At 40.6% G+C, this 25,553-nt stretch carries 13 protein-coding genes; all 13 read right to left on the reverse strand.

The features are described 5' to 3' along the window. Positions 1–178: 178 nt before the first annotated feature. A complete protein-coding gene (locus LLW17_RS00740; protein WP_228228353.1) occupies positions 179–1,093 on the reverse strand; it encodes an alpha/beta hydrolase in 915 nt (304 codons plus the stop codon). 53 nt (positions 1,094–1,146) lie between these two features. Further along, positions 1,147–2,157 carry an SGNH/GDSL hydrolase family protein gene (locus tag LLW17_RS00745; protein ID WP_228228354.1) on the reverse strand — a complete coding sequence of 337 codons (1,011 nt, stop codon included), beginning with the start codon at positions 2,155–2,157 and terminating at the stop codon, positions 1,147–1,149. Between the two features lie 184 nt (positions 2,158–2,341). Beyond that, the gene (locus LLW17_RS00750; protein ID WP_228228355.1) at positions 2,342–4,792 is read right to left on the reverse strand and encodes a beta-galactosidase; all 2,451 of its coding nucleotides are present in this window, start codon (positions 4,790–4,792) and stop codon (positions 2,342–2,344) included. A gap of 51 nt (positions 4,793–4,843) precedes the next feature. After that, entirely contained in the window at positions 4,844–6,283 is a 1,440-nt protein-coding gene (locus LLW17_RS00755; RefSeq protein ID WP_228228356.1) for a sulfatase-like hydrolase/transferase, read from the reverse strand. Between the two features lie 9 nt (positions 6,284–6,292). Next, positions 6,293–7,471, reverse strand: coding sequence for a glycoside hydrolase family 43 protein (locus LLW17_RS00760; protein WP_228228357.1), 1,179 nt, complete (start codon positions 7,469–7,471; stop codon positions 6,293–6,295). 10 nt (positions 7,472–7,481) lie between these two features. Further along, positions 7,482–10,703 (reverse strand): beta-galactosidase, LacZ type, encoded by a 3,222-nt coding sequence (lacZ, locus tag LLW17_RS00765; RefSeq protein ID WP_228228358.1) that lies wholly within the window; start codon positions 10,701–10,703, stop codon positions 7,482–7,484. Between the two features lie 94 nt (positions 10,704–10,797). Then, a complete protein-coding gene (locus LLW17_RS00770) occupies positions 10,798–13,623 on the reverse strand; it encodes a DUF8487 domain-containing protein (RefSeq protein ID WP_228228359.1) in 2,826 nt (941 codons plus the stop codon). After that, entirely contained in the window at positions 13,620–15,146 is a 1,527-nt protein-coding gene (locus LLW17_RS00775) for a sulfatase family protein (RefSeq protein ID WP_228228360.1), read from the reverse strand. Before LLW17_RS00775 ends, LLW17_RS00770 begins: the two co-directional genes overlap by 4 nt. A gap of 9 nt (positions 15,147–15,155) precedes the next feature. Continuing rightward, positions 15,156–17,144, reverse strand: a complete 1,989-nt coding sequence (locus LLW17_RS00780) for a sulfatase family protein (protein ID WP_228228361.1) — start codon at positions 17,142–17,144, stop codon at positions 15,156–15,158. A 6-nt stretch (positions 17,145–17,150) separates the two neighbouring features. Beyond that, positions 17,151–20,465 (reverse strand): DUF5107 domain-containing protein, encoded by a 3,315-nt coding sequence (locus tag LLW17_RS00785; protein WP_228228362.1) that lies wholly within the window; start codon positions 20,463–20,465, stop codon positions 17,151–17,153. 35 nt (positions 20,466–20,500) lie between these two features. Further along, positions 20,501–23,377: a DUF8487 domain-containing protein gene (locus LLW17_RS00790; protein WP_228228363.1), complete on the reverse strand. Its 2,877-nt coding sequence runs from the start codon at positions 23,375–23,377 to the stop codon at positions 20,501–20,503. Next, entirely contained in the window at positions 23,365–24,078 is a 714-nt protein-coding gene (locus LLW17_RS00795) for an SGNH/GDSL hydrolase family protein (protein ID WP_228228364.1), read from the reverse strand. The genes LLW17_RS00790 and LLW17_RS00795 overlap by 13 nt, the downstream gene beginning before the upstream one ends. After that, positions 24,068–25,486 (reverse strand): sugar porter family MFS transporter, encoded by a 1,419-nt coding sequence (locus tag LLW17_RS00800; protein ID WP_228228365.1) that lies wholly within the window; start codon positions 25,484–25,486, stop codon positions 24,068–24,070. The genes LLW17_RS00795 and LLW17_RS00800 overlap by 11 nt, the downstream gene beginning before the upstream one ends. Positions 25,487–25,553 lie beyond the last annotated feature (67 nt).

The following is a 25,553-nucleotide window of genomic DNA, read 5'->3' on the forward strand; positions in this document are numbered from 1 at the left end:
TCAGAATTTTTGGGCTCTTAACAGTTATTCCTAATGAACTATAGCGTGACAATAGCTATAAGGCACTAAATAGATTTCAGTTTTCACAAAATAGCCAAAGTTGTTTTAAGCAATTGAGATCGTGCTAACTTTTAAAATAAAAATATCTCGACTAGTTACAAATAGACTTTCCATTTCGTTAATCAATCCAACCATTAGCAATCATCCAGTTTTTACATTCAACAAACCATTTAGATGGCGTTGATGGATTGTCAAGACCATAACCGTGACCACCCTCAGGATAAATAAGCAACTGCGAATTGACTCCATTTTTGTTTAAAGCCTCGTAAAATTTTATGCTGTTCTCAACTTTCACCGTTTTATCATTTCCTGAATGAAAAATGAATGCAACTGGAGTTTGCGGAGTTACGAGTAATTCGTTGGAAAAAGAATCTATTAAATCTTGAGAAGGATTCTCTCCAAGAAGATTATTTCTAGATCCCATATGTGTTAGCCCTTCAGAAAAACTGATCACCGGGTATCCCAGAATCATAAAGGCAGGCTTTAGAATAACCTCATCGCTATCTTCAAGGTAGTTTTTATCATAATGTGTAGCAGCTGATGCTGCCAGGTGTCCACCGGCTGAGAAGCCCATAATCCCTGTTCTAGAAGTATCTATATTCCATTCACGTGCTTTTTCGCCTAAAATCTGAAAAGTTCTTTGCACATCCTGTAATGGCCCAATAGCAGGTTTATGCATTGTTTTTTCTGAAGGTGTTCTGTATTTTAAAACAAAAGCAGCAACTCCAATATTTTGAAATGCTCGCGCCACTGTGTAACCTTCGTGATCTACTGCAACTACCCTATACCCCCCTCCGGGACAGATAATTACTGCAGTGCCTGTTGCAATTTCAGAATCAGGTATAAAGGCTGTCAATGTGGGTTTTGTTACGTTTCCAAAATAAAAATGATCGCCCCCCCAATTGCCCTTTATTTCTTTGAAATCATTCTCTTTTGAGTTTGGGACCGATCCTTCATATATGGGAAACTCCTTTTGCTGCCCAAAACCGGTCTGAGCAAATAATATAACTACAGTCATAAAAAAAAACTTCATAGGTAACATTTTAATATTACAGTCGTGCTTTATTTTGATACGTATTCCATTATTTAATTTTTTACAAGATATTGATTTAAAATAGGCGCAAGTTTCTTTGCTATCTTTAAATGTCCCTGATCATTGGGATGATTGGTATCTACAAAATCTTGTGAAGGTAACAGCCAGCCGGTTGTGTCAATAAATTGTATGTGAGAATCTAAAGATTCAGAAAATCGAACTACGGCATTTTTGGTTTCCTTTATATAAAAACCTCCTAAAGTTCCCATTGCAACAATAAACGTCTCGGGAAACTCATCACGAATGTTTTTCAAAAATTGGTAATAAGTTTCTTCAAATACAGAATTGGGAACCTTTAAGTTATGATCGTTAGTACCCAGGTTTATAACAACAATCTTTGGTGTGTACTTACTAAAGTCCCATTTAGGACAGTCCTGATGACCCGGGCTTTTGGCGCTAAAGTATTGAAATTCCTGACCTTTTTTTGATGCCCAGTCTCCCGTATAGTGATATCCATCGGTTAGGGTAATGCCGGGGTACGAAATTTGGGTATGATTTACTTCTAAATTTTCTCCTGTAATCCAGGAATACGCCGATAAATTCTTATATGTAGTGTGCTGACCCGAAGTAATGGAATTTCCTATGAATTCAATTAGTTCTTTTTGAGGCTGGGCTAATGTAGTAGCGCCCTTGTCCAGAATCAATCCTTTAAAAAGGATCTCGTCGTTAGCATAACTGGCAACAACCATTAATTGATGCACCTGATCATCTAAAGATTCTGGAGTTAAATTGAGAATGCCCGGCTCTGCTCGATACAGTTTAAAACCGGTATTATCAATATTTACATAAATGTTTACCGCCTTGCCTAAATTAAGCTGCACTGTTTTGCCTGAAAATCGGGCTTTAAGATATGCTCCTCCCCAATAGCTGTGATAAGCCTGCGAATTGGATTTATCCCAACGCCCAAGATATTGAATATTTGAGTCACCGGGTGAGCCATCACCATAGTTTGAAAACAGTATTAAAGGTATAAACAGAAAGACCACTAAAAACCATTTTTCCATGTAAGATATTTTAAGACTGTTCCATTTGGAAAAAATTAATCTTGGAGACTTGTTTTGATTTTTGATTATTTGAAATCTACAGTTCTAATTTGGTGTCTCTTTTCGTCTTTCAACTTAATTTTGAAAACTGAAATATTCATCAATAATTTCTACGTTCAATTTTATAGCCAATTCTTTTAAACCATCAGTTTGACAATAGTGACATAGAGGTTTGATACTGCGGAATGAACTTGATGTCTTTAATCAGGACCTTACCTGTACTTCCCGTAAAATACGCACTTTCTTTAAGATCTACTAAATACGGAGCGTCTTTATAAATGGGTCTGAAGTAAAAGTTCATTTCTTCTGCTCCTTTTAGATTAATGAGTTCCCGTAAGCCTATTTCCCACGGCATTCCCAGATACAGCTGATCAGAAACTAATTGATTATCATAGAATCCCATAGCTGTATCGGCCTCATAATCTAACTTTATAAAGACGTCATTCAGGCTTTCCGGTATTCCACCCTTAAAATCAAAAACCAATCGTCTTTCAGAAAAACGGCTGCTTGTAAACTCGAGTTGCGCTTCAGGCAGATGCACTTCAAATCCCGTAAAGAGATTCATTGATTGTAGCTTGTTTAGTTTTCCGAAGCTCAACCTAGGCACCTGTTTCGTCTTAGGAAAAATTTCAAGATCAAAATCATTTTTCCCCTTGGATATAAACTTTAAGGAATCTTCATTCTTCAAAACAAGGGCATCTGTAAATAGGAGTTGCGATTCGGTTGGTCCGGGAATAAGCCAACTTTTCAGTGCTTTTTCCTTTGATAATACTAATATGCTTGTCTTTTTCTTGCCTTTAGTAAAAGTAAACAGGCTCTTATTTGTGGAAATAGGTTTCACCAACCATCTCCTGGAATTTTGATCTACTTCAATTGATCTGTTTGAAAGCATTTTAAAAGATTCATCAAAGCGAAATGAAAATTCAGCTGAAGTTCCTTCGGGAGAAAAGAATACGTAATAGGTTGTTCCTGAATTCTCAAAACGGGTCATCAATTGTGCAGTAGCATAGTTAAGATGAAGCCCTTCGATATCCAAATGAAATGGAAAAATCGCATTTTCATCAACAGCAAGGTCAAAACCTCCATGTTCCGGAATTTGAAGATTTCCCTCCTCTAACTGCAGGTTTACCTGCACATTTTTTTGAGTGGTCATCTGGGTGTCATCCTGAAAATTATTGAGAAATAAGAAACCAGATTGATCCTTAAAACGAACCGCATAACGCAATAATACCGTATCAGCAGGTTTAATACTTTCGCTATTTTTTGGCAAAACAGTCTGCATAGGTGCAAGCTGCTCACTAAAGGAATTGATGAAATAATGTAGAATCCTTAGTCTGTGAAAAGATTCATTGATATTGCCAAACTCGCCAATAGGTGCCTGAAAATCATAGGAGATTTTAGGAGATCCAAAAGCCTCATCGCTAAAGAAATTGGTTTGTCCTCTTGGTGTGGAACCTCCGTGATACATGTAATAACCTATTCCATTGGCTCCACTCCCCAGACACCTGTTTATTAAAGCATCCAGACTTTTGGCAGGTACTAAAGGTCTTCTGGTATAAGTGGCCATTATACCCCCTCCTAATTCTGCCGTAAAGGCCGGGTAATCTGATACCGTGTATTTCACCGGACTATAATCAGGCGTTTTATGCAAATCGGCATACAGATAAAATGGAGATAAATCGGGAGATTTAGTCCAGGTAGGGTATGGATAAGCGGCAGTTACCGGCAAGGTCTCATTGGGGATTATAGCTCCTCTACTCCAACCAGTAGCAGTATAAAAGGGCGTTATGATTCCTGCTTGCTGTGCTAAGGATTTTAAAACACGCATATGATCTGTTCCCAAATCTGCGTAAGGGTTTTCTTGTGTAGAAGTGCCCACTCCATTTAGAACAAAATCTTTATCACGCTCTGCACTGGTATAGTCCAAAGGTTGACCGGGATACGTTAATCCCCAGGGAGCGGCAGACGCCTGATATTCATTTTCAAGTTGTGTCGCAATAATGGGACCTCCATCTTTAAATAAAAGACCTTCTATTTGCTTACCGATCTCGTCATATAACCGTTCTGCATAGGATAAATAATTAGGATCATTTGAACGTATTGTAATGGGCTTTGCCAAAAGCCAATCGGGTAATGCTCCATTGCGTATCTCTCCGTGACCAAAAGGACCGATACGTAAAATAACCGGCATCTCGTATTGTGCGCATAATTTGATGAACTTTCGTAAATCCCTGTTTCCATTCCAAATAAATTCTCCCTCAATCTCCTCATGCATATTCCAAAAAACATAAGTCGCCAGCATATTGATGCCTCCTGCTTTTATTTTTTGGATTGCTTCTTCCCAGTAAGCTTCAGGATATCTTGAGAAATGAAACTCGCCGGTTATTGGAATACTGGGTTTTTCATTTTTTGAAATGTAAAAATTATTGACCTCATAGCTTGTTCCTTTGAAATTTTTACCTCCTAGTTTTAAATGCTCTGAAAATATATCTTTCTCAGGAACACGTAAATCAATCTCATAACTTGTCACGCCCTCATTTTGAGCATTCAATAATATTGGAATAAGTAGCGTGTAAAGAAAAGTTACGTGTTTCAAAGGTTTATTTTTTGCTGTTTAAGGATACTCTTAAAATGGTTTGAGCCTGAATTAATGCTTGATATACTCCCGGTCCGTTTTAAACGCAGGATCCCAAATGTCTTTATACAAAGGTTCTTTATTCTGCATCAGACTTTTATTAATATGATAAGTCACATCCATCCATTGATCTCCTTCATCCCAAAGCGGCGCCATTAAATTGCTTTCCCATTGCCTATAAGCAGTCTCCAGCTTTTTAAGTTGGTCTTCTTCCTCCGAAGAAAGATCAATAGTCTCTCCCAGATTTTTTTCAAGATTATACAAATTGACTCCAAAATCTTTAACACGAACTGTCTTATAGTCTCCAATGCGCGCACCTCCTTCTTCTAATTTTCGCCAAAACAATTGCTCGTGTGGATTACCATGTTCAATCTCCTGTAAATACGGCAAGAGATTGGCTCCATCCAGAACAAGACCTTCCGGTTTCTCAATATTTGCTGCTGCAAGAGACGTAGTGAAAATATCCAGAGAAGAAGAGAGTCCGTTAAAGGTTTTTCCTCCCGCAATCAGTTTTGGATAGCTTACTACAAAGGGTACTCTATGACCACCTTCAAATTGATTTCCTTTCCAGCCCTTTAGAGGTCCTCCCATAGAATCATTATTGTGTGCACCACCGTTATCACTTAAAAAGTAGATTAACGTATTTTCTCGTAGATTAAGTTCTTCTAGCTTATCTAGTAATTTGCCTACGTTCTCATCAAGAGACCAGGTCATCGCTGCAAGCTTTTGACGGGGATGATCTTTATATTTTTCTAAATCTTCTTCTTTCGCATCCATTGGGGTATGCACGGCATTGTAAGCGAGATACATGAAAAAAGGCTTTTCGGCGCTTTGTTCAACATACTTCACAGATTGGTCACCCAGCACATCTGTCATATAGCCGTCAAAAATCACACGCTCTCCGTTATGCTGAAGCATGTTTTCTTCGGAAGGATTTTTTAATGGAAAATACGAGCGACTACCTGCCAGAAAACCATAAAAATCATCAAAGCCACGCTGATTGGGATGGTCTGAATCTTCTTCTCCAAGATGCCATTTACCTAAAGCATAAGTATTGTAACCATTTGCCTTAAATACATCGGCAATGGTTTCCACTTCATCACTTAGCCCAACACCACCGGTTCCGTTGGCTTCAAAACCAAAGCGCTGCTGGTACTTTCCGGTAATTAATCCTGCTCGGGAAGGAGCACAGACTGTGGCACTTACATGCGCATCTGTAAACGCAGTACCACTTGCTGCGAGTTCATCAATACGCGGAGTATCCAGGTCTTCACTTCCCATAAAGCCAAAATCAATATAACCGGCATCGTCTATTAAAATCACAATAATGTTCGGCGGTCTTTCGGTAGTTGTAATTGGTGAGCTAGCCCCATCCTCAGACGACGTATTAGTTTTACAGGCAGTGCTTGTTGCCAAAAAGACCAGAGTGACTATTTTTAAATATAATTTCATTTTGTGCATTTATTGATTATCAAAAAAACTCAAATCCCATTGCGGGTACCATTTTAGTATGGGTTTTCCGTCTTCAAATTCTATGGGTAGAAAAATGTATTCGCCTTTGATCGCATCCTGTGGTGTCCAACGGTCTGCTACAAAAATAAATGCATCCTCCTTGCCCTCAACCGGTATGACGTGAGTGCTTTGAGTTCTAAAAGTAGTTTTACGCTCTTCTTCACTACCACGCACGGGATTACCCAAAGAAGTCCACGGCCCCAGCATGTCATCTGCAACGGCAGATCGCGCGGGATTGGGAGCCCAACCGGTGAGTCCGCTGGTGATCATATAGTACTTTCCATCCTTTTTAAAGACTGCAGGAGCCTCATTATTACCTCCGGGAAATACGCGTACATATTCATCTGAGAGCGATAAATAATCTGAAGCTAATTTTGAAATGATCAGGGTCCCGTTCTCTTCTGAAGCAGTAATATGATAAGCCGTACCGTCATCATCTTTAAACAACGTCATATCGCGAGACATCTGCCCTACTTCAAAATCCCGGACGAGATAAACCCCATTCTCTAAAGCTTCCACCCGTTTTACATCCCCGCTGCGTAATGTTTTTGCATTGTTTGGATCATCATTTTTACCCAACATTGCTTTTGCTTTTTCCTGTTGTTCTTCAGTAAAATTTAAGGGCCAAACTCCCGGATGCATTCTAAAACTATCAATGTATTCATAGGGTCCTGTAACTTCGTCAGCAACAGCCACACCTGTAAGCGCCGCATCATAACCCTGATCTTTCAATTCGTGATGAAACCACATTACAAATTTACCCGTACTGTCATTATAAATAATTTTAGGCCGCTCAATTACTGAGCCTTGCTGTAGTTTGCTGGTGGTGTCTTTCACAACCTTGAGTGCAACTCCTTCATTTTTCCAGTTATAAAGGTCTTTTGAGGAATATATACGAACCCCCACCCAGGATTTGTTACCACGTCCGCCAGCTACTTTATGCTCACCTACCCAATAATAGGTATTATCGTAATAAAGCATTCCTGCTCCGTGAGCATTTATGTGTGTCCCCTCTGTATCTGCCCAGACCGGATTTTCATTATCGAAATGCGCGATTTTTTTCTGAGCACAAACACTCAGGGTAAAACTAACAAGAGTGAGCAACGCATATTTTTTGAGACTTATCATAGTAAATGATTTATTTTTTTGTTTGTATTGGTTTAATAATAAACGAGTACTTCATGTTTTTTGCTTCGATTTGATATTGATCTAATGGTCGTGCCCCCCAGCTGGTATCGCCTCCTACTCCCATTTGAGTGGCGTCAATATTGACATTGACTAAATCACGCTTTTTGATGTCTGTGGTATGCCGTTGCTGCTTCTGTTTTCCGGCGTCAAAATCACTATTGTATTGATGGTGCGCACTAAAACTAAAAAGCTCTGGAGCAACTACCTCAATCCCCGCTCCGGACTGGTTCGTAAATCGTACCCAACGCGTATCTGTCTTGTACCCGTTTTCCTGAGGTCTTATGTAGGGAAAATATAAATCTTTAACAGACGCAGTATAATTGCCTACAAAAGCTGCCGTATTGCGATCCTGATAATTCTCCTGAGGTCCACGCCCGTACCAGTTTACCTGATCGTACTCGTCCTTTAAAATAAGATTGGAGCCAAATCGGGGTAGATTGGATAGTCCCTGCCGAAGGTCATTTAATGCTATGGTTACCTGTATCTGACCATTTGCCTGAAGCTCATAGTTAACCGCAACTGTTCCGATTGAATCACCCAGATTATATACAGTTTCGATGGAAGCCTGATTTCCCAGTTTCTTTTTCTTAAGCTTATCAGTTGGCAAAATCTTACCGTTTGTTTTAAGGTGCATTTTCTTTAGGACCTGATTTTCACTAGCTGTTTTCCAGGTTCCAAAAACTTTTGGCATATTAAAACCAAAGTCGTTATCGGTTGTAGGTCTCCAAAAATTAGGCTGAATACCCTGCACCAAAATATTACCACTACCATAATCCATACTCGTCATGCTTCCGCTCTGCGTATTGAACGTAATGGCAACAGCTTCAGATTTGAGCAGTAGATTATCACCTTGCTTTTCAGCTGTAAATGAGACAGACTCATCAACTTCGCAGTGCGAAACATAATCATAGTTTCCAAAGACAAACTCTTCCTGGGCTAAAACCGTTCCCACATCGAGCAACGGCATAGCCGTATTTGTTTTTGCAAATAAGCGCAATTGGTATTCACCTCCTATTCGAATTTCCGGAAGTTTAATTGGAGTAATTACACGTTCCTGTGGAGCAGGATTGATTGCGGGCATATCACCCGTCGCAACCTGAACACCTTCACGCAGGAGTTCCCAACTAAAGTCAAAATCACTTAAAGGGGTAAAAAAGTATTTATTATGGATTTCAATTGTTTTAGAATCCAGATTGAGGTTTGTAAATGCGATATTCTGGTATACTTTTTTTAGTTCAGCAAGCCCTGGATGTGCGGTACGGTCTGGGTTTACAATACCGTTTAAACAAAAATTACCGTCATTCTGAATATTTTCGGCACCAAAATCACCGCCATACCCCCAGTAGCTTTCACCTTCAGGAGTTGTAGCCAGTAATCCCTGATCTACCCAATCCCAGATAAAGCCACCTTGTAATACCTCGTATTTCTCTATAACATCCCAATAGTCCTGAAAATTACCAAGACTGTTCCCCATCGCATGGGAATATTCACAAAGAATCAGTGGGCGTTGAGGATTATTTTCAGCATAATTAATCAACTTGGGAATACGATCGTACATAGGTGCCTGTATGTCTGTATTGGAGTACCCTGTTGCTCCCTCGTACTGCGTGGGGCGCGTCTTATCCACTTCTTTTAGATAGGCATACGTAGCCATAAAGTTATCGCCGTTTCCTGCCTCGTTACCTAATGACCAGATTACAATAGAAGGATGGTTCTTGTCGCGCTCAAACATGCGTTTGGTACGATCCATATGCATCCCTTTCCACTCGGGAAGGTATGCGGGATGTACTTTTTGACGCTCTAAATTATTGTCAAGACCCTGATTGGTTGTCCCCATTCCGTGGGTTTCAATGTTTGCCTCATCAATTACGTAAAACCCGTATTTATCTGCCATCTCGTAGAAAAATGGATTTTTGGGATAATGACTACAACGTATGGCATTAACGTTGTTCTCTTTCATCAATCGCATGTCCTTAAGTGTAAGTTCCGGGGTGATTACATGCCCGGTGCGCTCATCGTGATCGTGAAGATTTACACCTTTAATAAGTACGGGCTTACCGTTTACTAAAAATTGATTGTTTTCAATTTTTATATTTCTGAAACCTGTTTTAAGAGTAGTGGCCTGCAATACTTTACCCTTATTATCTTTTAAACTGATTGATACCGTATAGAGTTTTGGATTTTCGGCAGACCAGGGTTGTATTGACATAATTTCTCCCTCACTGGAGAAAGATGAATCACCCCTAGCAGGAATTTGAAAACTATGCGATTCATTATAAAGTTCTTTTTCGCCGTCAAGGAGTTTTATTTCAACTTCCCCTTTTTCGTTTCGCTTTGCGGTACTTCCAAAATCAACATCAACAAAGAATTTCCCTGAATTAGTATCTATCAGGTAATCTCCATTTAGGCGGATATCTTTTATATATACCGGATTTTCAGCTCTCAAATACACATCACGCTCAATACCGCTTAAACGCCAGAAATCCTGATCTTCCATATAACTGGCATCAGACCAGCGCATAATTTGAACGGCGAGTATATTTTCTCCCTTCTTCAGGTAAGGGGTAACATTAAATTCTGCCGGAGTTTTACTGCCTTCGTTATAACCTACAAATTCACCATTCACATAAACATACGTGGCACCACTCACCCCTTCAAAATGCAGGTAAGTCTCTTTACCCTCCCAATCCTCAGGAACCGTAAAATTACGCCTGTAAGTCCCTACATTATTTAGCTCGTGTGGAATGTAAGGTGGGTTCGCTGGAAATACATATTTAACATTGGTGTAAATGGGTAGACCAAAACCCTGCATTTCCCAATTAGAAGGCACTTCAATAGTATCCCAACCTGCGGTGTTGAAATCTTCTTTGTAAAAATTTACCGGTCTGGCCTGCACGCTATCGGCATAGTAAAACTGCCAGGTGCCATTTAACGATTTGTAGTATGGAGATTTTTGCCAACCTGAAGCAGCAAGTGCAGATTCTTCAGAAGCATAATTATAGTATGTAGACCGAGGTTCTTCCCGGTTTATCTGAAAAATTTCAGGATTCTCCCACTCGGGGTTTTCCCATTTTGGAGCTGTATAGATAGGTTTTGACTTTTCCTGCGCGAAAAAATTCACGTTGTAAATAAGCAGGATTACAATTAGTATTTTAAAATTTCTGGATGTCATTAAATTACCGTTTTAATTAGATGAATTATGTATAGGTTACTTACTTGAATTTGTAGGTTTGAGAAATCTAGCTCATTGAGCTACACAATCAATATCATTTTTTCAGGCTCTGTAATTGCGATTCGGTTAACGTAATTTCCGGTTTGAACGAATCGCTTTCCATGTACCGTAGTAAACTGCTTCGTAATTGACGGGCAGCGGGGCGTTTCTCAAGATTGTTTGAAATATCCATACTACTAAAGATGAGTTTACCCGACCCGATTCTGGCTTCAAAAACATCTCCCAGTTTGCGGTTTGTAACAAAATTATCTACTACCCCTACAATGGGGTCAATTTCCAGATCTCCGAGATTAACCGAGGTGGACTGTTTACACAAATCCCACCACTGCCATTGGGTGTATTTTTCAGTAGGGAATAAAGCAAGAGCAGGGTGATTCTTCTGGATCAAGAGCCCCATTGTTGCGGGCTGATCGGGAAAATGTACAGGACTCCAAAAAACAGGAACAAATCTCCCGGTAACACCTTTAAGTTCCTTGTAATCGGGATTGAGTAAAACCGTTTTTCCTTCTTTTAATAAACGTATTGCCTTTTCAAAAGATCGCGTTTCAACAATAGCATCATTTGAAATTTCAACGCCTGATTTAGGATATACCCACAGCGGCCAATGATTTTTATAATTTGAATCGAGTAAACTGATTTCTAAACTCCATGCTTCGGCCTGATCGACATTTACGGGGAATTCAATAGATCCAAGATTTATGTTGTTACCAATCTTAAGGTCAATGTTTTCGAGTACCTTTTCAAGTAACGGTTTTCCATCATCGTCCTTCAAACTGATTTTAATTTTCTGATTAGTTTTCTCTTCTAAAAAATTAGCAATTTCAATACCTGCTTTAAATGTTTCTCCACTTTCATAAACCGCTTTTTTAAACCGTGCCAAAGGAACCAGCGGACTATTGAATTCTCGGAATTCTTCGCCTGAAACGACTCCTTTTGATTCCCAAAAAGCATTCAAAATTCCCACGAGTGCAGTCCCCTGACCCGGAAAGTCCTGCAATTGCAGCAATTGAAAACCATCAAAACTGGGTGTTTTTAGTGCGCGTTCTATTTCTTCTTTATAAAGCATCGTAGCGAGCTTTCCGGAAACATAGGTAAAGTCTTTTGCCTTATCAAGCATCCCTTTTTGCTCCAGATCATTACGAACGGCAATGAAATTAAGCGGCATTAAAACCCCGGTATAATCTTCAATTTCGCTCATATCTGGATACACAGAGTACTGCCCTATTTCATGTGAAACGAGCGGAACATCTATATGGGCACTATTGGCCGAAAAGTCTTCATCAAAACTGGGGTATTTGTGATTAAATACGCCCTGACCGCGTATCCAGCCTTTGTCCGTCCACTGCGCTATGAAAACTTCATCTTCAGGTTGTGGCAATATGCCTGCCGGTTTTTGAAAACTGAACGAGGTAGTTGCATATAAATGACGGCTATCCTCTGCTTTAAGCTCTTTAACCATTGCATTTAACACGTCAAAATTGCCTTGCAACTCATTACCCATCGAGAAAAATAAAAACGAAGGATGATGCCCATATTCTTTGAGTATTTTTTGTGCTTCTTCTTTCAGAAAAGCAGTGGTTTGTGCATCCTCGCCTACGGTTAAACTCCAATGGGGCAATTCTACCTGTAAATACATTCCAACTTCATCTGCTGCTGCAAATGCTGCTTCCGGCGGACACCAAGAATGAAAACGTATGTGATTGAGACCATAATTTTTTGCCTGCTCGTAAAGCTTAGCCCATTCCTCTACCTCCATGGGAGGATGCCCGGTTAATGGAAATATCACACACTCCAAATTTCCTCTTAAAAAGATACGTTTGCCATTTAGAACTAAATCTCCATCCCTGGCTTCCAGAACGCGATGTCCGTAAGTTTGGGAAATTTGAGAATCACCACTTGTCAATTTTACCTGATAGAGGTTTTGATTGAATTCATCCCAGGGCGCTAAGCCTTCAGGGCGTTGAATGGAAAAGTGTACATACTCCCCTTCTACCACGGGCCGTTCAATAGTCTCATCAAATAAACTTTTACCGGAAGCATCAGAAATTTCAAGTCTAACGCTCTTAACTTCAACATCCCTATGTTGGTAAACCACCTGTATTGCATCGTTCAAGTCATCTGGATACAATTTGAGGCTCTCAGGTTTATTTTTAGGAGATGCGCTTATTTTTAGGTCTCCTAACATACCATTCCACTTAATTTGAGTATGATTAGTATACGCGTGAGCCATATCCTGATTGACCTCAAGTGGATATTTATCCCCTTTTACATTAATTTGGGGATACAGATTAGAATTATCAATTACCACAGTAATGAGGTGTTTACCCGGGGTTAAGATTTCACTCAGGTCATACTTGTGACTACCCACAAGACTTTCTTCAGAACCTACTTGCAGACTATCTACATAAAGAGTAGAACTCCATAATACCCGTTCGAGACTTAAAATTTTATCCTGATTGGACCAATTTTGAGGAACCTCAATCTGCTTTTGATACCAGGCTTTACCAATATATGCATGTTTACGGGCCAGATTAGAAAGTACATAATTATTAAGGGCCGGAGTAAGTGTGTCTTTTATACCAATACCGGCATCATCAAGTGTACCGGGTAAGTCTATAGCCTGCCCTTTAAAAGCTTCTGCAAACCAGTTGTTTTGCTTACCCTGATCTAGTGAATCGAGTTTTACGCGCCAAAGACCTGCCAGACTCAATTCATCACCTGTTGTTGTAGCAATAGTGTCTTCAGAAGCCATACCAAAACCATTCTGACCAGGTTTTGTTTCTTCTGTACAGGCCGTAAGAATCAAAAATGCGACCAGTATAAAAAAACGTTTGAAGTTTAGATTTTTAGTGGGGTTCATAGTCGCGGCTTCTTAAAAATTGTATTGAGTTTGTCTTCCATTTCAATAACCACCTGAGGGAAATCTTCAGCGAGATTAGTGGTTTCACCGGGATCTGTTTCTAAATTATACAGTTGCGGGTGGGTACTGAAACCCGGGTCCACGTATTTCTGAGTAATCCAACCCGGTACGGTAGCATTTTCTTTAGGCTGAATGTATTTCCAGTTGTTTTTCCTTAAACCAAAAGCGTAAGCTTCTTCCAGTAAAAATTCACGTCCTTTTTGCGTTTTGCCCAGCCAGGCATCGATGTGGTTCTCACTATCAGGAGCTTTTTTACCCGGATTTTTTTCGGCCAAAAGATTAGCAAGACTGGCGTATAGGTCCACTTGAGACAATAGGGCATCTGAGATACCCGGTTTTATGACCCCCGGCCAACTTAGGATGGTGGGTACCCGGGTTCCTGCTTCAAAAACTGAATATTTTGAACCTTTATAAGGTCCACCCGGCTTATGATCTCCCACCAATTCACGTGCATAATCTACATAGCCATCGTCTAAAATGGGACCGTTATCACTGGTAAAAATGATTAGGGTATTCTCCAGCAAGTCTAACTCCCTGAGTTTTTTTTCAATTTCACCCACGCACCAGTCCATCTGGGCAATTACATCCCCTCGAGGTCCCATACTGCTGGCTTCAATAAAATTGACATTCGCAATGCGCGGCTGATGGATATCATGAAAGGAATAGTATAAAAAGAACGGATGATCCTGATTCTTTTCAATAAATCTCTTAGCGGTATTAGTAAGGACATACGGTGTTTGCTCATCAACCCAAAGCGCGCTGCTACCGCCCTTCATATATCCTATACGGCTAATCCCGTTTGTTACCGCTCCCAAATGGTAATTGTCTGCATATTGCTTAAGCAGTTCGGGATGTTCGCGACCGGTAGGATAAGCATTTTCGATTGCCTTCCCATAACTTACTTCAATAGGATCTTGCGGATCAAGATTTACAACGTATTGATTTTCTATAAATACCGTAGGTACGCGGTCTCCGGTAGCGGGAATCAAAAAGCTATAATCAAAACCTACTTCTGCCGGACCCGGTGAAACCCGTTGATTCCAGTTGGTATTTCCGTCACCCAACCCCAAATGCCACTTCCCTACCACCCCGGTGGTATAGCCCGCATTTTTAAGCATATCGGGCAGGGTATATCTGGTCGTGTCAATAATAAGTGGAGCATCGCCTTCTAAAATTGCAGCGTTATTTCGAAATGCATAACTACCCGTCAATAACGAATACCTTGAAGGTGTACAGGTTGCCGCGGCGCAATGTGCATCGGTAAAATTTAGGCCATTTTTTGCCAGTGCATCAATATTGGGCGTTTTAACCCCAACAGCCCCATTTATTCCAATATCGCCATAGCCCAAATCATCTATATATATTAAAATGATATTGGGTTTCTTTAAATCGGTCTGGGTATAACCTTTAAGACCTGAAATCAAGCATACCAAAACAACCCCGAATATTTGTAATACTTTCATAGTTTTTTGCTAATCGCCGGCTTCTGCGAGCCCTTCTAAATTGAGAAAATCAAGTGCCGAAGCTTTTAGTTTATAGGGCGCATCAGACTGGTTAATATCCTGAACCTTTTTGATAAAAGGAGTTCTATTACTTGTATAAAGCAAATAATTGATTGCCATAAGTGCCAATTCCGGTTCGGCTTGGTCCAGAGTACTTTTAAGCATTTTTTCAGCTACTGCATTGCCACTTAGATCATAATATAAAGCAGAAAGGGTTACCTGTACCGGACCATAGTCGTCAATAAGATGAGCGCTGATTTTTTTCAGAGCTGCATCCGTAAGACTTTTACGCGCAGCATATAGACCCATTGCAGCCCAGTAACGCACAAACTTATTGTCATGTTCCAATTTGCTTAATGTTTCCGTTATACTGGCTGAATCTTTTTTGCCTACCAGCATTGCTGTTTCTAAAATCTCGTTTAATGGGTAATACTGATTATCGGCTTTTGCATCGTAAGGCGTACTGTCTTCCGAGATTTTTGAAAGCTCATATTCCGGCATAAACTGTACATCGCATTCCTGAAGTATATTTTCCTTTAAGGCAGCACGCATTTTAGACAATAAAGAAGCATACTCGGGATTAGTTGCCAGATTATCAGTTTCCCAGGTATCGTTTTTAAGGTCGTAAAGGACCTCTACAGGTCTGGGTTCAAACAGACTTCGCTGAGTTTCGTTAAGCTTATCATTGGCTAAATCTTCGCGCATATGCTTAGTAATTTCTCCTATTTCGATATAGTTTATGTATTTCATTTCCGGGAAAAACGGCATAAAATTGCGGGAATACATATAGCGCCCATCAGTTACTGAACGCACTAAATCAAGACCATTATCTGCCCGGTCTGAAGCTAAAAAGAGATATTCAGGTTCGGGTTGTTTATCCTTACCAAAAAACACGCGACCATCCATATAGTTTGGAAGTTCAACTCCGGCCAAATTCAAAACCGTCGGCGCTAAATCCTCGAAACTTACCAATTCATCATTTACAATTCCGGTTTTTCCATTTAGAGCCAGATACTTGTATCGTTGTGGAAGCCAAACCACAAATGGGACACGATAGCCTAGGCCAATCCCATTGGTTTTCATACGGGGCATTCCCTCACCGTGATCGGCAAAAATGAAAATGATGGTGTTTTCCATTAACCCTTCCTGCTGTAGCCGATTGAGCAGTTTGCCAATCTTTAGGTCGGTAAGCTTGAGCGAATTGTAAACACGAGCCATTTGCTTACGCATCTCCGGTGAATCCCTATAAATAGATGGCATCGCAAAAGCGCTATCGGCAATCCAATGCTTTTGATGAAGTCCTGCAAAATCGCCTGTATTTGCTCCCGATATTGAAATTTCGTTCTCGGCTGAAGCCTGTTTATCGGGCAATTCTGATGAATTCTTAGATTCCAGTGGCAAGTAGCCCAATACATTTTTCTCGTACCACTCATAAGACATTGACATGGTACGTGATTGATGCGAATCATTAATGTTGAAAACTGAAAAGAACGGTTGATCCTTACCCCGCTTCCACCAGCCGGCTTCATTAGAACTTTCATCCCAAGCTTCGTCTATAAATGCTTGATCATTAGCAACATTATAATCTGTTTTGTAATTATTTGAGGTATAATAACCTGCTTCGCGTAAATATGCAGGAAAGCCTTTTATAAAATCAGGAATAGCGTATTTACTCCGATGATGCCCTGTCCCTAACTTAAAAGTAGGCACCCCGGTAATAATCGAAGTACGGCTTGGCGAGCAAACCGTATTGGTAGAAAAGGCACTGGTGTATCGAATACCTCTTCTAGCCATTTCATCAATTACCGGAGTCTCTGCATTCTCGTTACCGTAACAGCCTATGAATTGAGAAGAAGTGTCCTCAAACGTGATCCACAGGATATTAGGCCGTTCCTGAGCAGTTATAATAAAACCTATCAGCAGTAACAGAACCAGACAAATCGTACTTTTTAGTTTCAAAATCACTTAATTAGAGCTCATTTGTTTTTCTGATACCATCTTATGATGTAAATGCGCAGAGAGGTGATACAGGTCTTGCTCTTTAACCGCATCAAATGCCGCTTCTGCCTGTTCTAAATCCTGGAGACCTAAAGCTCCCAAACCGATAAGATATTGACAGTGAATACGGTTGCGCACCTGCAAATCTTCTTCCCAAATTAATAAATCGGGTAGTGAAATTGCAAAATAATCGAGTTTAACCCGGTCATCAATGTGTTCTTTCCCGTAATTCACGAGATTTGTAAATCGGGCTATGGCTTCCTTCTTCTTATCTAATTTTATTAAAGCGAGTCCCTGATAAAAAATCTTATCAGGTTGCTGGTCGTTGTAAAATATTGCGGGACTTGGATCGCTCAAACCTTCTGAGGCAATTTGCCAGGCTTTCTTCGCCTTTTTAAGGTCACCCAGTTGCTCCCAAGCGCAACCCAGCCAATAGAAAATATCATTTTCCTGAGCTCCAAAAAGTTTTCCTTCGCCCAGATTATGTGGATAAACCTGTGCCGCTTGCAGGTGCTCAATGGCTGCTTCGGGCTTGTTTGCTTTTAAAAGGTTTTTGGCTAGTTCTACATGGGTATTGATATGCTGAAAGGGCACTTTACCCTCTCCTCCTTCCCAGGGATGAAACTGCCTCGATTCTAAAAGTCGTAGGGCTTGTTTGTGATTTCCTTTGAAATTATAAAGGGCTATACGCTCCAGGTATAAATCATCACGAGATTCGGTGAGATTGCTATTTCCTTCTAGAATAGAAAGTCTGTCGTCAACCGAAACGTTAACTTTTTTATACAATTGATCCAATTCCATCAATAGTCGTGCGTCTTCCGGATCAAGACTAAAAGCGTATTCCAAATGCTTGCGGGCACGACCTCTTTCATTGGTTTTATTGTAATACAGTAAGGATAAATTACGGTGTGCGATCGCATTTTTATCGTCTAGCGTTATAGCTCGTTCCCAACATTTCTGCGCCTCTTTGTATTGTCTATTTGCATACCAAAAATTACCTAAATAGTAATTCGCCTGGGCATCAGCATCATCAAAGTCTATTGCTGCCTGCAAGGCCAAAACTTCTTCAAGACGGTTGGGAAAACAATAATCGGATTTGGCACTTTGCGCCTTTTTGTACCAGGCTGCAGCTTTACTGTTATCATTAGCTTTTTCGAAGAAATAACCGGCAAAGTAGCAGATCATTGGGTAGCAATCTGCATCTTCAAGAGTATCGCTTAATAAAACTTCGATGGCAGTCTCATACTCACCAGCTTGGGCATAATCTAATGCAAACTCAATGTAGTTGTGCTCATATCCCCTTAGCATTTCATGAAACATCTTTAAATCTTTGGCATCGCTGCTCAGTAAATATTTTTCATAAAGTACACCAAAATTGAACCGATCTATTTCTAATGAATCGTCAACCAGTTTTTGTGCTTCCTGTACACGCCCCATTTTTCTAAGAATAATAACTTTTAAGTGACGGGCTTTATGATTGTGCCAGTTATTAATAAGGGCTTTATCTACAAGTTCTAACGCTTTAATCAGATCATTTCTGTCACAATCTATTTGAGCAAGATTGAAGTATCCCGCCGCCTGCCAGGCAGCATTCCAGCAAGATTTAAAAAACGCCGCATAGGCCTCATCCTTTCGACCTAAATAATTAAGAACGACACCTTTGTTGAAGTAAGGCTCCCCATCATAAGGATTAGGATTACGTGTCGTCAACGTTTCAATCGCCGTATCAAAATAGGCTAAAGCTTCTTCAAATTTCCCACGCTTCAACTTCCATAAACCCATCGCGTTATTGTTACGTACGTCTCCGGGAGCACGGCGCAGGGCTTCCAGATAATAGGCAGTGGGATCAAAAGTAGCATGGCGGTATTGCTCCAGATGCAGGCCATTTAAAAATAAATCTTCTACACTGTCTATCTCTTTCGGCTCTTTTGCTGCCTTTGCTGCTTCCGGGATATCGCCTACTTCGTCATTGCCTGGTGACCAGCTAACCAATATATTTCCGTTGGTATCTTGAACTTCTGCTTTAAGATCCTGGTATTTTGAGTTTCCGGTATCAATCAATGTATCAAAGCCGTGAGCCGGATCTAAATCTAAAGTCTCATCAAGGCAAAGTGTATCTCCACAGGCTAGGGTAATGCGGCAATTATCATATACCGAAGTCACATAGACCTTTAAATGTGCCTTCCCGTCTTCAAGTTCTAAATTGAGGAGCGCCTCTTTAGTCGCATTTTTTACGACACCTACATTGTAGTAAGGCATAAAATATTGCTTAAAGCTTTTCTCTTCATAGGGATGCATCCACGAGAAATCGGGCTGATTATCGGTATAAACACCACACATCAATTCGATATAGGGACCATCCTCATCAGTAAGATTGCGATCCCATGCATGGCCAAAATCTCCATTCCCCCAGGTCCATTGCTTTTTACCCGGAGAAACATTGTGATCCGCAACGTGCAGAAGTCCACCTTTAGAATCATTCTCGTAGCCTCCTACAAAATCGTACTTTGAGGTAATCGCCATATAGGATGTAGGTACCGGAATATTCTTGTATCGTGAAATATCGGTTCCCGGAGCATAATCTACCTTATAGTATTCACCTTTAGCAATAGGAAATTCTGAAACATCGCGCTTACCGTGATCAAAAACAGCATTTACATCTGGCGGAAAAACCGATTGGTAATGGTCATTTACCGCAACAGCCGGATTGGCCCACCATAAAAAAGTTTGTGGGTGCGGCGTGCGGTTGTAAAGCTGAGCTTTTATTTCCAGATAGGCTTTATTAGGATGTAACGTAAAACCAGCCATGCCTTTAGTTCGAAACATACGCTCTACTTCACTTACCCATACGGTAACACTCCCGTCTCCATTTTCTTCTATATACGAGTCTGTAGGATCATAGGTGCTGGGCCGGTGATGTTGTGGCCAGTTAAACTCGATACCTCCCGAAATCCAGGGACCTGTTAAGCCAACTAGTGCAGGCTTAATCACATGATTGTAATACACAAAATCACGTTCTCTGATCTTATCATAAGCCCGCTGAATCCTTCCGCCTAAAGCTGGTAGAATCATTAGTTTGAGGTAATCATTCTCTATAAAAATAACGTCCCATTCCTTATCTACCTTTTCATCACTTATTTTCTCAATTACCGGGTGTGGATAAACAGATCCGGTACTGGCCTGATAAACACGTTTTTCTAAAAAAACCGGATATTTTTCAGGAGTTCCCACTTCATAAGTAGGAATTGTTATGGTCTCTCTCCAGGCTTTAACTGTATTCATGATATTCTTAATTTCCTTATTTTCTACTATTTATCTTATGACGCATACAATTGCTTTACGTCTTCTGCTGTCAACTCGTTTTTAGGTTGAAATTTGTCTCCAGACATATATTTCTTCAAGCTGTAAAGCAATTGCCGCGCTTCAATACGCTCTTCAAGGTCAGTATGCAAGTCGATACCCGATATCAAGAGTTTCCCCTTACCTATTTTCACTTCAAAAAGCAAAGCCAGTCTACGGTTCTCAAACCAGTCATCCACTACCCGAACAATTGGTTTTAGAGCGGGGGCAAAATCATCAAGTATTATGGCATTACTATGAGACATCGCATCCCACCATTGCCAGTCTGAATGGTATTCTGTTGGAAAATTTTCAAGAGCCGGATGGTCGGGATCACAAAGAATACCAAGGGTATGTGGTTTTTGACCATTAGTCCAAGAGGTATTCCAGAAAATACTTGAAAAACCTATGCCTATATCCCCTCCTTTATCTGCTGCAACGGAACCTTTATCACCATTAAGCAAGACCTTGCCTCCTGCTTCAAGATATTTTAGGGTATTGGCGTCAAGACTCTTTACTACACGAATATCCCTATCAATTGGTTCTGTAGTTGCTGGATATACCCAGATATTCCAGCTGTTCTCAAAAGATTCGACTTCAATACTCAGTTTTAGTTGCTGGGCTGTTTTGATTTCGCGAAGCGGAAAGTTTATAGTGCCAAGTTGCAGACCATTTCCAATAGGGACATCTAAACTTGCAAAAGTCCCTGAGGTTACAAGGTTGCCTGACTCATCGGCGAGTGTCCATTTTGGAGTAACATCAACCATTGCTTCAGCACCAAAATGCGCCAATTCAACCGAAGCTTTAAGCGTGTCAGCACTTGTAAACGTACGTTGGTCTAAGCGCGCCAGGGGTACAGTCTGCCCACTGAAAGACCTGAATTCTTCCGGTGAGATGTATCCCTTTTCATCCCAAAAGGCATCAAGCACTCCCACAAGGGCGGTTCCCTGACCGGGAAAATCGTGAAGGTCTAATAACTGAAAACCGGCAAAGCCTTTAGTACGCAATGCAGCCTCAATATCTGCTTTGTAACATAAAGCCTGAAGCTTACCTGAAGCTAAGAGCAAACTATCAGCCAGATCTCCCATCTCATTCTGCTCAAGTGTTTCTTTAAAAATTTCAAAATTCTTTGGCTTTAAAACCCCGGTGTATTTCTCGATCTCTTTAAAATTAGGATAGACACACCATTGGCCTATTTCGTGGCTTACTACAGGCATTGGGGTATTATCTATAATATCCTGATAGTCGAACCGGGTTTGTGGCGGTTCTGCATTTATTATGCTATTCAAATTCTGATTCCACTGCTGAATACGCGGTTTAGGAGTATTGAAATAGTCTGCAGATTCAATAAAAGGCCAGCCGGCTGCACTGGTGTACATTTTTGTGGAATCTAAACCTTTAAAATGAGCTATGTATTTGGTTAAATAATCCTTATGATTCTTACCACTGGGCTCATTACCGTAAGCCATCATCACAAATGAAGGATGGTTACCATATTCTTTTAAAATGGCTTCCCCTTCTTTATAATACCATTTATCAACAGGTGCTCCATCACCAATGGTTCCCCAACCGGAAGCTTCTACCTGCAGGTAAATCCCAGCTCGATCTGCAGCTTCAAAAGCAGCCTCTGGAGGACACCAGGAGTGAAAGCGCATATGGTTTAAACCATGACTTTTTATTACGTCAAAAATATGAGCCCAGGAATCTACATCTACAGGTGGGTATCCCGTTAGTGGGAAAATTGAACACTCGAGTGTACCTCTTAGAAAGACAGGCCTTCCGTTGATTGTAAAGCGCGTTTTGTCGGCCTTAAAATCGCGCATCCCAAAGGTTTCTCGCTGCTCGTCTTTGAATTTATTTGCTGCTACCTGTACAACCAATTCGTATAAATTGGGCGAAAACTCATCCCACAAAACAGGACTACCACCCATTTTGTAAGTAAACGAAATTTCATTAACACCGGGTTTGAGACTTAATTCTTCAGTATGTCCAGCGACGTCTTTGATATTTTCAGAAAGTCCAAATGCCTCAAGTGTGACTTTTGCATCTGCTATTTCATTTGTAGTATTTTGAACCTGTAATTGAACCTGAATATTTTTTGCAGCCACATCTGGATAAATACGTGATGATTCAATGTAAATTTTAGGTTTGGCAGTCAGGCTTATTTCGCCTACCAGGCCATTCCAGTTAGATTGCGTGTTGTCTGTAATACTATGTGCATCAAGACCTACATCGATATCTTTTACGCGGTTATCCATACGCACAGTAAGTGTATGTTTACCGGATTTTAAATTCTCTGGCAGCTTATACTTATGCGCTGTACCTAGCGTATTTTGCGATCCCAGTTTTTGATCATCAAGCCATACGGTAGATTCCCAATGCGCACGTTCTATATTAAACTCAAGAACCTTGTCTTGCCAATTTTCAGGGATATCTATTGTTTTTTGATACCAGGCCGCGCCGTAATACTTTTTATCAGGTTGTAACCAAAAAGTAACTTTAATGTTATCAGGCTGACGGTACCTGGCATATTTAGGGCTGGTGTACCATAAGCTATCGTTCCACATATTGCCCGTCCACTTGGTTTGAAGATCAATGTCATCGCCTTTACCATTCTCAACCATTGAACCCGGCAGTTGAATATTTTCCGCCAGCTCTTTAGAAAACCACCCCTTTTCTTCTCCCTGATCTAATGAGTCTATTTGAAAACGCCAGTTTCCAGACAAGTCCATCTTAGTATTCTCGGGTTGTTCACAAGAACCTAAAGCACAACTCATCACAATCACCAAAAGAAATTGCGCTGATCGTCTTAAAATCAATAAGTTATAAGTATTTATTGAATTTAGTCGTTCCATGAGAAATAGTTTTCAAAAATTAGATCGGCAACAAACTGATGCCCTTTTTGATTGATGTGGTTATTTTGAGCCATATAGGCTTTTAAATCTTCCGTTTCAGTGAGTTTTTTGAAAAACGCATAACTATCAACCAGTCCCACTTTGTATTTTTTAGCCAGATCCCGTATTTGCTGACTATGCATTTCAAGATTTGCCTCTTCTGAAGCAATATCTTCCCGCAAATCCGGGGTTGGGGTAAGCAAAATGAGTTTGATATTGTGGGCCAATACTTCTTTAATCATAGTTTCCCAAGCAGTTTTAGCGCGTTCTAATCCTATGCTACGATCGTTTAAAGCATAATCGATAAAAACTACATCAGGCTTGTGATTGAGAACCTCAGTCATTCTAAGCGCTCCCTGCTCTGCCTGCTCCCCTCCGATTGTTGTAGTAATACTGTTAACAACCGAATAAGGATAATGATTGTTTACGTGTTGTAAGGTTCTAAAAGGATAAGCAGCCAGACGGTCTGTGACACCTCCTGTAAGGTATCCGGAAGGCACAGAGTGCCCGTGAAAGACCAGGTTTATCATATGATTATTTGGCCATTTAACCCGTAGCTCATGCTTCAAAGAATCGAGATAATCTTTACCCGCTATCTGCCCGAAAGACATGGTATGACTCAATGCAAAAACAAAAAGAATAAGCGCTAGTTTATTTTTCATCTGTTAGACCGGTTTTGTTAGACAATTCAAATTCAATTTCCTCGAGGCTTTTCCCTTTGGTTTCGGGAAGCTTGCGTTTGATAAACAGAAAGCCTAAAACGCAAATACCACTGTATACCCAGAAGGTACCGTAAGACCCCAGTAAATCGTTTAGAATTGGGAAGGTAAACGTGAGGATAAAAGACGCCACCCAAAGCGAAAAGGTTGCAATCGACATCGCAACTCCACGTAAGCGATTGGGGAAAATTTCTGACAATACCACCCAGGTGATAGGCGCCAGTGACATGGAATAGATAGCAATCGCCACAATCACTAAAATAAGAACCGGAAGACCATTGAATTCAAAATAATAAGCCCCACCCAGCAATGCGTAAACAAATGCAAGACCTATAGATCCAAAAAGCATAAGCTTACGTCTGCCCCAGCTGTCAACCGTGCGCATCGCCACAAACGTAAATACGAGATTGACACTGCCGGTAATGATAATATTAAACAGCATATCGCCTACGCTATACCCGGCAGCTGTAAAAATTTCTTCGGCGTAATTGAAAATAATATTGATTCCGCACCATTGCTGAAAGAATGCCAGGACAATACCAATAGTCAAAATAGGAAGGACTTTAGCACTTCTCAATTCTGAAAGTTTAATCTTTTTGTTACTGCTTTCCTGAAGCGTTTGCTTCATGTTTTGCAGCTCGTGTGCAGCGTAGGTTTCGCCACCAATGGCCTGAAGTACTTTTAGAGCTGCCTGATCTTCATTTACCTTCGCAAGAAAACGTGGACTTTTAGGAACGATAAACATCAGGATAAAAAACAAACCTGCAGGGATTAATTCTGCCCAAAACATCCAGCGCCATCCGGTTTGACCATTCCAGGATGTGAGTATTTCGGCAGGGGTCATTCCTGCTGGTATACTGTCTGCGATTGCATAATTAGTAATTTGTGCTGCGAGTATTCCCACAACGATTGTCAATTGATTGATGGCTACAAACTGGCCTCGGTATTTTGCAGGAGCTATTTCTGCAATATACATAGGCGAAAGTGTGGAAGCCAGACCGATACCGAGACCTCCAATCAATCTGTAAATAATAAATGGAGTAAACGAGTCAACGTATCCCGTACCGAAAGCCGATACCGTAAATAATAAAGCAGCGAGTATGAGTGGATTTTTTCTACCATATCGATCTGCTACCACTCCCGAAAGTACTGCCCCTAAAATACAACCAACCAAAGCACTACTCATGGCCCAGCCTTGAAGCGATGGTAGTTCATTAATTCCAAAATACAACTCATAAAATGGCTTTGCCCCACCTATGACCACCCAGTCATAGCCAAATAAGAAGCCTCCCATTGCCGAGACCAAGGCAAGGAATAGCAGGTATTTAAAATTGAATTTTATGTCTTCCATTGATAAGGGTTGAGAAATTATAGGATAAACGTATTTGTGTCTTTTAATATGATTGGATTCCTTTAAG

Origin of the sequence: Leeuwenhoekiella parthenopeia, from assembly GCF_020782115.1 — a bacterium.
Taxonomy (GTDB): domain Bacteria; phylum Bacteroidota; class Bacteroidia; order Flavobacteriales; family Flavobacteriaceae; genus Leeuwenhoekiella; species Leeuwenhoekiella parthenopeia.